The sequence below is a fragment of the Actinokineospora sp. NBRC 105648 genome, assembly GCF_030269645.1.
Classification (GTDB): Bacteria; Actinomycetota; Actinomycetes; order Mycobacteriales; family Pseudonocardiaceae; genus Actinokineospora.
Genome location: NZ_BSTR01000041.1, coordinates 12518 through 25584, shown reverse-complemented (window position 1 = coordinate 25584; position 13067 = coordinate 12518). Strand labels below are relative to the sequence as shown.

General features: G+C 69.0%; 11 protein-coding genes. 5 read left to right on the top strand and 6 right to left on the bottom strand.

The features are described 5' to 3' along the window. Window positions 1–142: 142 nt before the first annotated feature. Window positions 143–334, top strand: coding sequence for a hypothetical protein (locus QSK30_RS27670; RefSeq protein WP_285507197.1), 192 nt, complete (start codon window positions 143–145; stop codon window positions 332–334). 147 nt (window positions 335–481) lie between these two features. Here QSK30_RS27670 and QSK30_RS27665 read toward each other — a convergent pair whose 3' ends face one another. Further along, window positions 482–1249: a hypothetical protein gene (locus QSK30_RS27665; protein WP_285507196.1), complete on the bottom strand. Its 768-nt coding sequence runs from the start codon at window positions 1247–1249 to the stop codon at window positions 482–484. 105 nt (window positions 1250–1354) lie between these two features. On the opposite strand from QSK30_RS27665, the gene QSK30_RS27660 reads away from it, so the two are divergent. The 3 genes from QSK30_RS27660 to QSK30_RS27650 are packed head-to-tail and all read left to right on the top strand — an operon-like array spanning window position 1355 to window position 3340. Beyond that, the gene (locus QSK30_RS27660) at window positions 1355–1933 is read left to right on the top strand and encodes a PaaI family thioesterase (RefSeq protein WP_285507194.1); all 579 of its coding nucleotides are present in this window, start codon (window positions 1355–1357) and stop codon (window positions 1931–1933) included. Window positions 1934–1955: 22 nt separating this feature from the next. Next, the gene (locus tag QSK30_RS27655) at window positions 1956–2819 is read left to right on the top strand and encodes an LLM class F420-dependent oxidoreductase (protein WP_285507192.1); all 864 of its coding nucleotides are present in this window, start codon (window positions 1956–1958) and stop codon (window positions 2817–2819) included. Then, window positions 2816–3340, top strand: a complete 525-nt coding sequence (locus tag QSK30_RS27650) for a nuclear transport factor 2 family protein (protein WP_285507190.1) — start codon at window positions 2816–2818, stop codon at window positions 3338–3340. Before QSK30_RS27655 ends, QSK30_RS27650 begins: the two co-directional genes overlap by 4 nt. Here QSK30_RS27650 and QSK30_RS27645 read toward each other — a convergent pair. From QSK30_RS27645 to QSK30_RS27625, 5 genes are all read right to left on the bottom strand, one after another. Next, a complete protein-coding gene (locus QSK30_RS27645) occupies window positions 3323–4147 on the bottom strand; it encodes an SDR family NAD(P)-dependent oxidoreductase (RefSeq protein WP_285507189.1) in 825 nt (274 codons plus the stop codon). The genes QSK30_RS27650 and QSK30_RS27645 overlap by 18 nt on opposite strands. A gap of 50 nt (window positions 4148–4197) precedes the next feature. Further along, a complete protein-coding gene (locus QSK30_RS27640; RefSeq protein ID WP_285507188.1) occupies window positions 4198–5070 on the bottom strand; it encodes an LLM class F420-dependent oxidoreductase in 873 nt (290 codons plus the stop codon). A gap of 614 nt (window positions 5071–5684) precedes the next feature. Next, window positions 5685–7544: a hypothetical protein gene (locus tag QSK30_RS27635; RefSeq protein ID WP_285507186.1), complete on the bottom strand. Its 1860-nt coding sequence runs from the start codon at window positions 7542–7544 to the stop codon at window positions 5685–5687. Then, window positions 7531–10347: a tetratricopeptide repeat protein gene (locus QSK30_RS27630; RefSeq protein ID WP_285507184.1), complete on the bottom strand. Its 2817-nt coding sequence runs from the start codon at window positions 10345–10347 to the stop codon at window positions 7531–7533. Before QSK30_RS27630 ends, QSK30_RS27635 begins: the two co-directional genes overlap by 14 nt. Next, window positions 10344–11411, bottom strand: a complete 1068-nt coding sequence (locus tag QSK30_RS27625) for a CHAT domain-containing protein (RefSeq protein ID WP_285507182.1) — start codon at window positions 11409–11411, stop codon at window positions 10344–10346. Before QSK30_RS27625 ends, QSK30_RS27630 begins: the two co-directional genes overlap by 4 nt. A gap of 117 nt (window positions 11412–11528) precedes the next feature. Here QSK30_RS27625 and QSK30_RS27620 point away from each other — a divergent pair, with 117 nt between their 5' ends. Continuing rightward, window positions 11529–12782 carry a toll/interleukin-1 receptor domain-containing protein gene (locus tag QSK30_RS27620; protein WP_285507180.1) on the top strand — a complete coding sequence of 418 codons (1254 nt, stop codon included), beginning with the start codon at window positions 11529–11531 and terminating at the stop codon, window positions 12780–12782. The last annotated feature ends 285 nt before the right edge of the window (window positions 12783–13067 follow it).

Sequence of the window (13067 nt, the reverse complement as noted above, 5' to 3'; positions counted from 1 at the left end):
TGCCCTCCATCGTCCGCTGCCGCTGTCCAACCGCACGATCACCCAATTGGGCCACTTCCCGGCGAGCATAATGCCTGCCATCCTCACTATCATCCAGGGGCTGGCTGAAATCAGCCTAGATCACTCGAGCAGGGAGACCGACATGACCACTGCGTCCACCCGTCCAGCCCACCCGTTGGACGTGCTGGTGCGGGACCCGTCATCGAGGCCGCCGATGGGCGGGGAGGCGGAGTTCGCGGCGATGGTGGCCGACCTGGTCGCGACGGAGGTGCCGCGGGTGTTCGCGGTGGTGCAGGAGTACGGGGAGCGCGTCGACGCGCGGATCGTGGCGTGAGGGTTGGCGTTCGAGAGCCACGCGGAGGTGGCCTCGGTGGATCGGAGCATGCGGATGAGCCTGTCGGCGCCGGAAGGCGCGGTGCGGGCGTTCAACCTGGGTACCCACATCCGGGCCCGGCTCGTGTGGGTCGGTGGCGGCTGACCGCTACTCGAACCAGGTCCACTGCCATGGTTCGATGGTGCGTGCCGGGCCGGAGAGCAGTGGGCGCTCGATATCGTTGTGCGGCAACGGTTCTAGCGCGTCGATGCGGCGTGTGACCTCGGCCGGGTCGCCGTCGAGGTAGTAGAGCGTGATGCGCAGCGTCGAGGTGACTGGGGTTCGTGTGCCGTCGTCGGCCTCCGTGGTGACGTCTTCGCTGCGGAAGATCCAGCCGCCCGCCACGCCGTCGACGGCCAGCACCTGCGGGATGCGGGTGCGGGCGTACCAGTCGAACAGCTCAGCGGCGTCCGGGCCGTCCGGGCTGTCCACTTCGGTCACCGTGATGTACACGCCTCGGTTGGGACGAAAGGGAAGGGCGTCCGGGGTGATCCGGACACGCGGGTGGGCGAAGCCCTGGATGGGGCGGAAGAAGCCCATCAGCGGGCGGGTCGTCCAGCGCAGGTCCTGCCTGCGGCCCTGCTGGATCGTGGTGTCGGCCAGCGCCTGCCACTCGCGGATGCTCGCGTCGGCGGGCTCGGCGAACCAGTACATCGCGACGTAGTGCGCGCGGGCCAGCACCGGGTCGGGCGCCGAGCCCAGGGCCGCGCACTCCGGGGAGCGGACCCAGCGGTCGCCGTGCAGGACACCGGGCAGCGCGAGGTTCTGCGGGCGGTGGTCGAGCTGGTGCCAGTCGTTGTAGTCGGGGTGCCGGGCCGGGTCGGTGACGCTGGGGAACGAGAAGAAGACCCGGGTGGCCGTGGTGGGCGTGGTCATGACCGTCCTCTCGGCAACCTGACAACCAAACCTAACAAGCGCTTGACCAAACCTAGCAGCGTTTCCTAGTGTCGAACAAGCGCTTGGTCACACCGGGAGGACCACATGGACGAGCCGACAGCGGCACTGGCCACCGCCGCCCGACGGGTGGTGGACGCCGTCGTTCGCGCCGGTGGCGCGGTGGGCGATCGGTCGGCCGACCTGGCCGAAACCCTGCACGCGGTGGCCGACGAGCTGGACAAGCTCGCCCCGCCGCTGGCGGACCGGATGGCCGCGATGTGGCAGCCGCTCGACTCCCGCCCGCATAACATGGTCACCGGCTGGGAGAACCCGCTGGCGCCGCCAGTGGCGATCGACCGCGCCGAAGATGGGTCCGTCACCGGCTCGATGGCGCTCGGCCTGCCTTACCAGGGGCCGCCCGGCCACCTGCACGGCGGGATGTCCGCGCTGGTCATGGACCACGTGCTGGGGCTGGCGAACATCTGGGCGGGCAACAGCGGGATGACCGCCCGGCTCACCCTGACCTTCCACCGGCCGCTGCCGCTGTTCACCGAGTTGGCCGTGACCGGCAGGCAGGTGGCGGTGGACGGCCGCAAGATCCACTCGACCGGCGCCATCGGGACCGACGACGGACCGGGCGTGACGGCGGAGGGGCTGTTCATCACACCGCGATCGTCCCGATAGCACTGTCTAGAGAGGACATGTAGTGCGCTTTGGCTTGATTCCGTCGATCGTGGTGCAGCTGCCCGGCGCCAGCGACCCGTGGGAGGCCGACGGCAGCGGCGACGACCTGGTGCGGATCGCGGAGGCGGCGGACACCCTGGGGTTCCACCACATCACGTGCAGTGAGCACACCGTCGTACCCGTGGACATCGCGGCGGTGCGGGGTGGCACGTACTGGGATCCGTTGGCGACGTTGAGTTTCCTCGCCGCGCGCACCCGACGGATCCGGCTGGCCACAAACGTCCTGGTGCTCGGCTACCACCACCCACTGGAGTTGGTGAAGCGCTACGGAACACTCGACCGACTCAGCGGCGGACGCGTGCTGCTCGGCCTCGGCGTCGGAACGTTGGAGCAGGAGTTCGACCTGCTGGGCGCGGAGTTCACCGATCGCGGCCCACGCGCGGACGACGCGCTGCGCGCTCTGCGCGCGTCATGGGGCAGGCCAGAACCATCATACGACGGCCCGTACTACTCCTTCCGAGACCTCCTGGTCGAGCCACACGCGCCGCGGACCGACGTTCCACTGTGGATCGGCGGCCGAACCCGGAGATCCCTGCGCCGAGCCGTCGAGCTCGGCAACGGGTGGATGCCGTTCGGCTTGTCAGGTGCGGAAATCACTCAGATGCTGGCCACTTTCGATCTACCCCAAGACTTTGACGTCATTCTCCAGACACCACGCCTGGACCCGCTGGGCGATCCGGACCGCACCCGGTCGCACATCGCGGCTGCCGCCGAGGCGGGCGCGTCCATGGCCAACGTCAGTGTCAGCGGCACGAGCCGAACGCAGGTGCTCGACCAGCTGCACGCACTCAGCGAGCTCTACCCGGAAGCGATGGAGGAGCCATGACCGACGACCGGATCGCCGCCCTGGAGCGCAGACTCGCCGAGGTCGAGGACCGGTTGGCACTCCTGCAGATCGTGGCCGCCTACGGCCCGGCCGTGGACAGCGGTTCGGCGGAGGCAACCGCCGCCCTGTGGACCGAAGACGGTGTTTACGACACGTTCCCCGTCGTGTTGGCGGGAAAGGCGGCCATCGCGGGGATGGTCACCGGCGAGCTGCACCAGGGTTTGATCAACTCAGGCGCGGCTCACCTGATCGGCATTCCGCACATCGAGCTCGCCGGGGACACAGCGGTGGTCACGACGTACTCGCAATTGGTACTGCGCGACAACGAAACCGACAGCTACCGCAGCTGGCGCACCGGCGTGAACCGCTGGGAGTTCGCCCGCACCCCGCAGGGTTGGCGAGTGACCCGCCGGGTCAACCGCCAGCTCGACGGCACCCCGGAGGGCCGCGCGATCTTGGGCGCGGCCGTGACCGCGAGCGACTCCCGGGGCTACGGCCATGGTTCAAGGGTGGGTGGGTAGGTTCGTCCAACCCTTGCCGTCGGCGCGCCCGTACCAGCCGGAGGCGGCGAGGGTGCCGCCGTCGACCGGGATGGTGTGACCGGTGACGAAGCGGGCGTCGTCGGAGGCAAGGAACTCGACTACGGCCGCGTAGTCGTCGGGAGTACCAAATCGTCCTAACGGGACCCAGCTCTGGATCAGATCTGGATCGCGGCCGCGCAGCATGAGCGCCGCCGGGGTCTGCGGGGTGTCGGCGAGGTCGGGCGCGATCGCGTTGACCCGGATGCCGTGCTGGGCCACGTCGACCGCCAGGCTCTTGGTGAACGCCACGACACCGGCGTTGAAGGCGGCGTACGGCGCGGCATAGGGGATGCCGCGGAAGGCCTCGACGGTGGCGTTGTTGATCACCGCACCGGAGCCGTTGGCGATCATGGCGGGGAGCAGGGTGTGACACATGCGCAGCACGTGCAGGAGGTTGAGCTCATAGAGCTGCTGCCACTGCTCTTCGGTGCTGTGCAGGAAAGTTCTTGCGGCAGGGCGGAAATCACCGACGTTGTTCACCAGCGCGTCGACCAAGCCATCCTTTTGGGACAGTGCGGTGTCGCGGACCCGATCGACGACCGCCCGGTCGCGGATGTCGCCGATCACCAGCACACACCGGCCTCCTGCCGCATCGATCTCGGCCCGCGCCATCTCGGCGGCGTCGGCGTCGATGTCGTTGAGCACCACGATCGCACCCGCGGCCGCGAGGCGCCTGCTGATCCCACCGCCGATGCCGAGCGCTCCCCCGGTCACCACCGCGACCCGGTCGTGGAGCCGTCCGCTCATGCGTTTCTCCTTACGGGCGTACCGGGCCACCAGGTCGGCCAACCCGGCGCTCATCGCAGGCCGAGGCGGTCGGCGCAGGCGGACAGCTCGTCCCGGGCCTCGGTAAGGTCGGAGGTGGGCGTGGTGGTGAGCAGGACGCGGTCCGCGCCCAGCTCGGCCAGTCGCGCGGACTTCTCCGGTGTGATCCGACCCGCGAGGTGACCGAGGGTCAGCTCGAGGGCGTCGGGGTCGCGTCCGGCCCGCTCGGCCTCGACGCGCATGAGCTGGACCAGTTCGCGCAGTTCCTCGCCCGCGACGCCCAGTGGTTGCAACCCATCACCCCGCCGCCCGGCGCGGCGGGCGGCGGCCTTGGAGTGGCCGCCGATGTGCAGCGGAACCCCCTGCGGGCGAACAGGTTTGGGGTAGCTCATGGCGTTGGCGAACCGGAAGAACTCCCCGTCATGCGAGGTCGGCCCGTCGGCCCAGAGAGCACGCAGGACGTCGATCTGCTCGTCGGCCCGCCTCCCGCGAGTGGCGAAGTCGGTGCCGCACGCCTCGATCTCCTCGCGCATCCAGCCCATACCCAAGCACAGGCGGAGGCGACCACCGGAGAGCGCGTCAACGGTCGCGATCCGCTTGGCGAGCCCCACAGGGTGGTGGTTGGGCAGGACGAGCACGCCGGTGGCCAACCCGATCCGCTCGGTGCCGCCCGCAAGGAAGGCGAGCAGGTCGAGGGGGTCGGGGATGGGACAGTCGTCGGGCAGCTCCATCCGACCGGAACCGGCGTAGGGGTAGACGCTTTCGTACCCGGCCACCACGACGGTGTGCTCGACCACCACGACCGACTCGAACCCGCACTCCTCGGCGTGCCGGGTGAAGCCCATGATCCACCGGGGGTCGGCGGTGGTACCCGCGCCAACGGGAGCCAGGACCGCGTAGTGCATGGACACCTCCGACAGCAAAGCAAGCATTTGCTTGGTTGAAGGGTAGCTGCTGGGGGCGAGGGTGGCAATGAGGGCAGACTGGGCGGCGCGAATGGGTGGACTGGAGACGGGCGGAAAGAGTTGGACCGCTTTGCGGGAGCAGCCCCGGCTGGCGTGGGGAGTAGGGCCTGGGCCGCTTGAGTCGTCGCTCGAGTTTTTGAGCGTGGGCTCGCCTTGGCGTTGCCGTCTTCGTTGCCCGAGTGAGGACGGGGGCTCGATCTAGTGAACTCACTTCGTGCGGGGCCCCTAGAGCACCGCGGTGGGGAAAAAGCGTGGGGTGAAGGGCATCCCCACCACACGGCAAGTTTAGCGGTGCTCTCCCCCCACACGAAGCGAGTCCACTAGATCGAGCATCCGTAGCGGGGCCGGCGGTACCAGCGTGGTCGGGACCCTGTTGTGTGCCAGCGGGGTCGGGATCCTGTTGTGTGCCAGCGGGGTCGGGATCCACTTGTGTGCCGGCGGGGTGGGCCTATCGGGACCGCAGTGTCCGGAACAGCCCCGCAGGTGCGGAGAGGGGCTTGGTGGGCTGGGGCGTTGGCGGCGACAACAGTGTTCACCTTCACTTCGCTCCCACCTCAGTCGATCGGCCGTCCAGGGCTCGGCTCCGGCCAAGGCGTGTTGAGTTGCTCCCGGATCTCCACTAGGCGGCGGGCCAGGGTGGGGGCCGTTTCTTCCAGGTGGGTGGTGTCAGTGTGCAGGTCGAGGAACTGCGACCAGAGAACCGCCCGACTCTGTTCCATCAGTTCCACCGCTCGGCCCAGGTCGCCTTTCTCGGTCGCCACGGCTGTGGCATCGCCGGTCAACGTAGTGATGCCGGCGAGCACTCGCTCCTGGTCGCGACGGGTCACTCCGCGCCAGGTCAGCAGGGGGAGCAGGGAGATGGCGGTGGCGTACCCGTCCACAGCGGACACCGATCCCTCGCTGGTGGCCGCCTCTGCCCAGCGGCCCGCCGCCTTCAGGCGGACTGCCACCGGGGCGGCCTGGGCCTCGGCGGCTGATCGCCAGGCGGCGATGGCTCGGGCCCTGTCGTCCTCGGCCCCGCGCGTCCACAGTCCCAACCCCAGGTTCGACTGGTAGGCGGCTCGGCCCGGGTGGCCCGGCGGGACCAAGTCGACCGCGTCCGACACCGCCGCGATGGCGGCGTCGAGGTCCGCGGGGTCGCCCGCCAGCTCGTACCGGACCGCCAACGCGTTCTGCAGGTTGGACAGCACTGCGGGCCGCGCCGGGTGGTCCGCGGACAGCAGCTCCAGTGCGGCCCGCCCGGCGTCGACAGCCGTCTTGATATCCGCCGGGTCGCCTGTTCGCTCGAACCGCAAGGACGCCGTGTTGCCCAAAGTGGATAGGTACTTGGCTCGTTCTGGATGGCCGACCGGTGTCACCTCCACCGCGGCCCGGGCGGCGACCACGGCATCGTCGAGGTCGGTCGGGTGATCCGCGTGTGGCGCGCGAACCGCCAACGCAGTGGCCACATTGGACAGGTAGACAGCCAGGTACGGGTCGTCGGAATCCGCCAGCGCCACCGCCGACCGGCACGCTTCGATCGCCTCGTCCAGGTCGCGCAGGCCGCCGGAGCGGTCGAAGCGGAGTCGGAGGGCGCCGCCCAGGTTGGCCAGCAAACGCACGCGACGATCGCCCGAATCGGCGGCGATCGCCGCCCTACCTGCGGCGATCGCCTCGTGCAGGTCCTCCGGATCTCCGGTCAGTTCGAAACGGGATACCAGGGTTCCGCTCAGGGTGGACAGTGCATCGGGCCCGCCAGCCGCCGCCACCGCCGCCCGGCAGGCATCGACCGCCTGGTCCGCATGACTCTTCTGTCCTGTGTGGATAGATCTGTCGCGCAACAGCAGAGCGAGGTCGACCATGCGCGACAGCAGCTCTGGGCCACCGAGAGCAATCACATCGGTCAGGGCCGCGATCGCCGCCTCCAGGTCGGCCAGTGCGGACGAGCGCCGCGCGCGGGACAGCAGGGCCGCGCTGAGGTTCACCAGGTACCTGTCGCGATACGGGTCAGCCGGGTCAGCCAACGCGGCCCGGAGGATCTCGACGGCCTCGTCGATCGCCGCCGGGTCGCCGCCCTGCAACGCGAGCACCGCCCACTGGGTGCCACTCGCCGGGAGCACACCGGGGCCAGAGCCGATGTCCAGGTGGCCGCGGATCTCAAGCGGGGTCAAGTCGACGTCCTTCTCCGCGAGGAAGGAGAACAGCCGCACGGCCACGGCCAAGTCGTCCGCCTGCTCCGTGGCCTGGAAGCGGCACCAGTGCAGCAGCGCGACGGCCTGGAACACGTCGACGTAGACCTCTTCCTCTGTGTCCTGGTCCAGCACCGTCGCCAACAACGCACCCGCTTCGGCGACCGCGGCGTCGCCCAGCACGGCGTCGGCGTCACCCGCGAAGTAGTCCGCAACCCGTTGCCGCAGCGCGTCAAGGTCGGTCACGATGGCCCAACTCCCTGTTCAGCAGGCGGCCAACCTCAAGTAGCCGCGCGCCGAGCGCTGGATCGGCCGTGGTCACCGCCGTCAGGTCCGGCGCGGCATCAAGGAGTTGGCTCCATAGCACCGACCGCCCCGACTCCAGCAATTCGACGGATAGACTTGACTGTCCACTGTGTATAGCCCAGGCGCCCGCATCCGTGGCCAGGCCTAGGGCAGCGGCCAAGTGCCGTTCCCGGGACCGGCGGTCCAAGCCGTGCCAGGACGTCACGCCCAGCAGGCGAACCGCCTCGGTGAAGCCCGCCACCGCCTCCGGCACCCTGCCCGCCCCGCCCGCCACCTCACCTCGCCTGCGCGCCGCGACCATCCTGATCAACGGGGGCGCGGTGCGCACGCCCGCGGCTTGCCTCAAGAGCGCCAGAGACTCGGTGAGCACGTCCTCGGCACCGGTCACCGCAGCGAGCGCGGCCAACGCGACACCGAGGTCGGCCTGGTGCAGGGCCAGATCGGGTTGGTCGGCCGTGGTCCGCTCGACCGCCCGCCGGGCCCACTCGACCGACTCCTCGAGGACCGCGCTCTCGCCGGTGGCGTAGTACAGGCTGAGCAGGGTCATCGCCAGGTTCGCACACAGCGCGGCGTGATCGTGCGCGCCGGGCAGCACGGCCGCGACCGCGTCGCGCATGGCCTGAACAGCCTCGATGAGATCATCGGACACAGTGGACTCCACACCGGGCGAAGCCAAGAATGGCAACAAGTCTGCTGGTTCGCCGGACCGACGGAGTAGTGCGTTGCCGAGGTTGCTGAGTCTGCCGGCGAAGGCGGGGGCAGTCGGCGGCGTCGTGCGCGCGGCCTCCCGCGCGGCGTCGACAGCCTCGTCCAGGTCGGCGAGCTGGGCTGATTGTCCGTAGCGGCTCTGCAGGACGCCGGTCAGGGTCGACCACCACGCCGCGCGTTCCGGGCTCTTCACGGGCGCTACCGCAACTGCGGCCCGCGCGCACACTACGGCCTCATCGATGTCCTCGATCGAACCGAGGTCTTCAAAGCGGGAACGTAGAACCGCGCTGAGGTTGGCAAGTCTGCGGGCCAGTGCGGGGCTACCCGGCGCGGTGACACCGACCGCACGACGAGCCGCGGCCACCGCCTCTTCCAGATCGGCGGGTCGACCCGTGAGTTCGTGGCGGGAACCGAGCACCACCGAGAGGTTCGACTCGTGAGCGGCCCGGTCCTCGTTCGTACGGGCCAGTTCCACGGCCGCGCGAGCCACCTCGACCGCCTCCTCGAGGTCGGCCGGATCAGCGGTCCACGGGAAGCGGGCCCACTGCGCGGTGGCCAGGATTCCCAGGTATGTCGGGTATTCGGGGTGCTCACGCGCAACGGACCCGAGTGCCGAACGGGCCAACTCGACAGCCTCGTCCAGGTCTGCGACCGCACCGCGGTCCTCGAACCGAGCCTGAACAGCCTGGGCGAGCAGGGCCCTGATCCGCGGCCCGTCCATGTTGTCCAGCCGAGCCAGCTCAACGCCCTGCCTGGCGAGGACTACCGCCTCATCGACATCGGCGGCGGTGCCTTGGCGCTCGTAGCGGGAAAGCATGGCCTGCCCGAGGTTCGCGACGCAGCTGGGTCGGTGCGGGCTCAGGTCTGGTGTGCCCTGGAGTGCTTGGCGCAGAATGTTTATCGCGGCGGCCAGGTCTTCCTCGTCCGCGGTCGCGGTGAAGCGGTCGTGCAGCAGGTCGCCCAGGTTCGACCGGTACACCTCCCGATGCGCCCCCTTTCCCACGGCCACGGCGGCCCGCGCGGTCTCGATGGCGGCGTCGAGCTCGGCGAGGTCTTGGTGGAGTCGGTAACGGGCACCGTGGACGCCCGACAGGCAAGACAACGCGCCCGCGTGGTCGCCCTCGGATTCGGTCTCCCGCACCGCCTTCCGCGCGGCCACGAGCGCCTCGTCCAGATCCGCTACCGAACCCGTTCTGTCGTACCGGGTGCGCAGGGCGAGTCCGAGCGCCGACCACGTGTCGCCAATCGGATCGGTCACGGCGCGCGCGGTGCTGATCGCCTCGTCGAGGTCGGCCAACTCGCCGTGCGCCTCGAATCGGGTGACCAAGGCCGTGACCAAGTTCGTCAGCACGATGGCGTTCGTCGCCGCCGGGTCGTCCGGGTCGCCGACCGCCGCACGGTACTGCGCGACGGCGGTGTCGAGATCGGCGACCTCGCCCCGGCTCTCATAGCGGGCGCGCAGCACAGCGGCTGAGGTGGCCAGCACACCGCCCCGCGAGCGCGATCCCGGCTCGGCGGCAGCCACCGCACGGGCAGCCACCGCGATTGCCTCATCGAGGTCTACTTCCCGCCCCGCAAGCACAAAGCGCTCGCACAGGGCAGCCGCGAGGTTCCCACTCCTGGCAGCGATCGTCGGATCGGCGTCAGCGGACTCCCGGAGCCTGTCCACGGCGACATCGAGGACATCGGCATCACCATCGGCCAGGTAGAGCAGGAACTCGGCCACCCCCGCATCCTCACCGAGCACGTCCCGCAGTTCGACAGGCACACTGTCCGGGGCAAGGTCCCAAACCTCGGTGAACAGGGAGATCGCCCGCTCCAGTTCGACCTCGGCCTCGTCCGCCGGTAGCAAATCTACACGCAGCCAGTGCAACCAGGCGACTGCGACGACAGCCTCGACATCAGGTTCGGCAGCCGCGAACAGATTCTCCGCTTCCCGCAACGCTTCGGGGCCGAGCACGACCGCCGGGTCCTCGGCGAACCGCTCGACCCGCGACTCCACCAGGCGCAGCCACCGCGCGCGGTCCGCGCTCATGGGCCGGTGTGGGTGAACGGGAGCCAGTCGTCCATCGAGCGCCCGCTGTCACGCAACGCGCGAACCGCACTGTGCAGGGCCGTGGCCGAACGATCGGGAGTGAACTCCCCATCCACCACCAGCTCCGGGTAGACGGCGGTGGTGACCTCCGCCGCGATCGCGGGGTCAACCGACCACAGGGTGCCCACGACGTGCCGATACCCGGTATAGCTGAGCGCCGCGGCGAGGGTGATCACCTCGTCGGGGAGGTCGACGCCACCCGTCGCGGTCCGACACGCCGACAAGAAGGCGAAGTCACCGCCGTGGCGGGCCGCACTGAGCAGCGCGATGGTGAGAGTCCCGTCAGACAAGAGAAATCCGGCGGCGGATGGGTCATTGAGGTCCTGGTGACCGTGGCAGCTCAGGTGGACCCGACGATGATCGGCCATGGCAGCCCGCACAGCCGCGACGGTAGCGGCGGAGCCACCGATGCTGGTGAGACCGTGCGGGAAGGTCTCACGCAGGAAGTCGTACTCGCGCGCGACATCGCTCGCCAGATCAACCTGGTCGAGAACGTCTGGCACACTGACGAAAAGCAGCGGGCTATCATCCTTTTCGGACGGCTCAGTCAGACCGGCGAGTGCCCGCAAGGTAGGTGTGTACGAAGACACGACCCGGTCCAGGACAGTACGACCACTACCGTCGAAGTGGTAACCGGCACCGTGCAGCGGCAACAGCGTGAGCAGACCGGTCGGGCACCACCACACCCGGGCGTGATCCCTGGGCAAGGCGCCCAAAACCGGTTCGGCGACAGTGTCCCAGAGCCACTCCACGGTCGCTCGCAGAATGCGTTCGCGCTCCGCCAACCAGTCGGCGCGGGCACGCAGCGCAGCCGCGAATGAGAGATCCGCGACGGCGTGGTCCCCCAGGACGGTCAAAAAGGCCGCCGTGCGCTCCGCGACCTCAGCCGCCGTGAGGCGGGGCAGCTCGACCACCTCGACCCCGGCGGTGGTGACAACCAGCGCGTCACAGCGCCAGCGACTCACGTTGACCACGACCACCGGCCCGTTGACCGCCGCACCCAACAACGACTCCAGTGGCGGCGGGCGGAGGAAGTCCTGGAAACCCTCGATCCGGCGGACCTGCTCGACCAGGTCGTCCCACTCCCTGGCCAGCGCCATCCGCCGGTCGACCTCCCGCGCGTGGCTGTCCCGCTCCGCAGCGACCACGTCCCCGACACCGCCTGTTCCGTCTCCGGTACCGCCGTCACCATATACTGTACGGCCGGCGACCGGCACCATTCGGAGGCGCGCGTGGACAGGCTCGGCACCATCCCTCTGCACCTCACCGAGGCGGCCAAGTCCTTCGAGGCGGCACCGAGCGGAATCCCCCTCGGCCTGATCGAACTCGGCGGCTGGCGGGTCCGCCAGCTCGACCCGGTCCCCACGGACCTGGCCGGACACGCCGCTTATCTGGTACGAGCGCACTACAACTTCGCCATCGAGCCAGAAGTACCCGCACCGGCCTGGGCCGAGATCAAGTTCGAGTTCCCGATTCCGGGCGTCACAGTGCTAGACGCCATCCCCCGCGCGATAACGAGACCGATACCCGCGACCACCTACGACCTGAACGCGCACCTCGACTTCATCCCAGGCACAGGCGCGATCCCACTACCGGCACTCGAGCCCCGGATCGACTGCACCGGCATCGGCACCGACTCCATCCAGTGGACCCACACCGGCGGCGTCCCCACCGGCGCACACACCGCGTGTTTCGTGCTGCTCACACCGCCGGACATGGTCGAGGTACCGGTGGTGGCATCGGGGAGCTACCACGTGTCAATAGATCCGGCACTGAAAATGCGCCCGACCGGCCGAAAGGACGCTTTCGTCCTCCCCTTGCCCACAGTACCGAAGCCTGCAATAGCCGAGCCCACAGCGCCGGAGACGTTGCAGGACAACGGTTCCAAGGCAGTGCCAACGAACGGTTCCGATACACGGGTCTTCGTGTCCTACGCACACGAGTCACCAGAGCACAAGGCAGCGGTAGCAACCCTCTGCGACCTCCTCCGAACAGAGGGCATCACGGTGCACTACGACCGCCAGAACCTCGACGTCCGCCGGAACTGGGACTCCTGGATCAACACCCAGATCATGCGAGCCGACTACGTGCTCACGGTCGCCTCGCCGTCCTACTTGGCCGCAGGCAACGGAACTCTCCCACCCGGCAAGAACCTCGGCGTCCTCTTCGAATACCGCAGACTGGCCGACCTACTGCACCGCCAGCCAGACCAGTGGACCCCCAAGGTCCTACCGGTGGTCCTGCCAGGCCGATCCCCCGACGAGATCCCACTGAGCTTCCTACCGGGCATCGCCGACTACTACCAGGTAGACCCCCTGACAACAGCAGGCGCAAAAAGCCTACTGCGCGTCCTACGGTCAACCAGAACCCAGTAACCACAACAATAGCAGCGGAGAGGCCGCCCCACTACTACTACTACCACCACCAGACCTCAGCGGAAGGGCCGACCCCGCTGGTTCCGCAGCGGTGAGGCCGACCCCGCTGGTACCGGCGGCCCCGCTACGGATGCTCGATCTAGTGGACTCGCTTCGTGTGGGGGGAGAGCACCGCTAAACTTGCCTGGTAGTGGGGATGCCCTTCACCCCACGCTCTTTCCCCACCGCGGTGCTCTAGGGGCCCCACACGAAGCGAGTTCACTAGATCGAGCCCACGCTTCTAAC

Bases quoted from the DNA above. Each gene is read 5' to 3' on its own strand.
- QSK30_RS27670 (WP_285507197.1), top strand. From the start codon at position 143: ATGACCACTGCGTCCACCCGTCCAGCCCACCCGTTGGACGTGCTGGTG.
- QSK30_RS27665 (WP_285507196.1), bottom strand. From the start codon at position 1,249: ATGACCACGCCCACCACGGCCACCCGGGTCTTCTTCTCGTTCCCCAGC.
- QSK30_RS27660 (WP_285507194.1), top strand. From the start codon at position 1,355: ATGGACGAGCCGACAGCGGCACTGGCCACCGCCGCCCGACGGGTGGTG.
- QSK30_RS27650 (WP_285507190.1), top strand. From the start codon at position 2,816: ATGACCGACGACCGGATCGCCGCCCTGGAGCGCAGACTCGCCGAGGTC.
- QSK30_RS27645 (WP_285507189.1), bottom strand. From the start codon at position 4,147: ATGAGCGGACGGCTCCACGACCGGGTCGCGGTGGTGACCGGGGGAGCG.
- QSK30_RS27640 (WP_285507188.1), bottom strand. From the start codon at position 5,070: ATGCACTACGCGGTCCTGGCTCCCGTTGGCGCGGGTACCACCGCCGAC.
- QSK30_RS27630 (WP_285507184.1), bottom strand. From the start codon at position 10,347: ATGAGCGCGGACCGCGCGCGGTGGCTGCGCCTGGTGGAGTCGCGGGTC.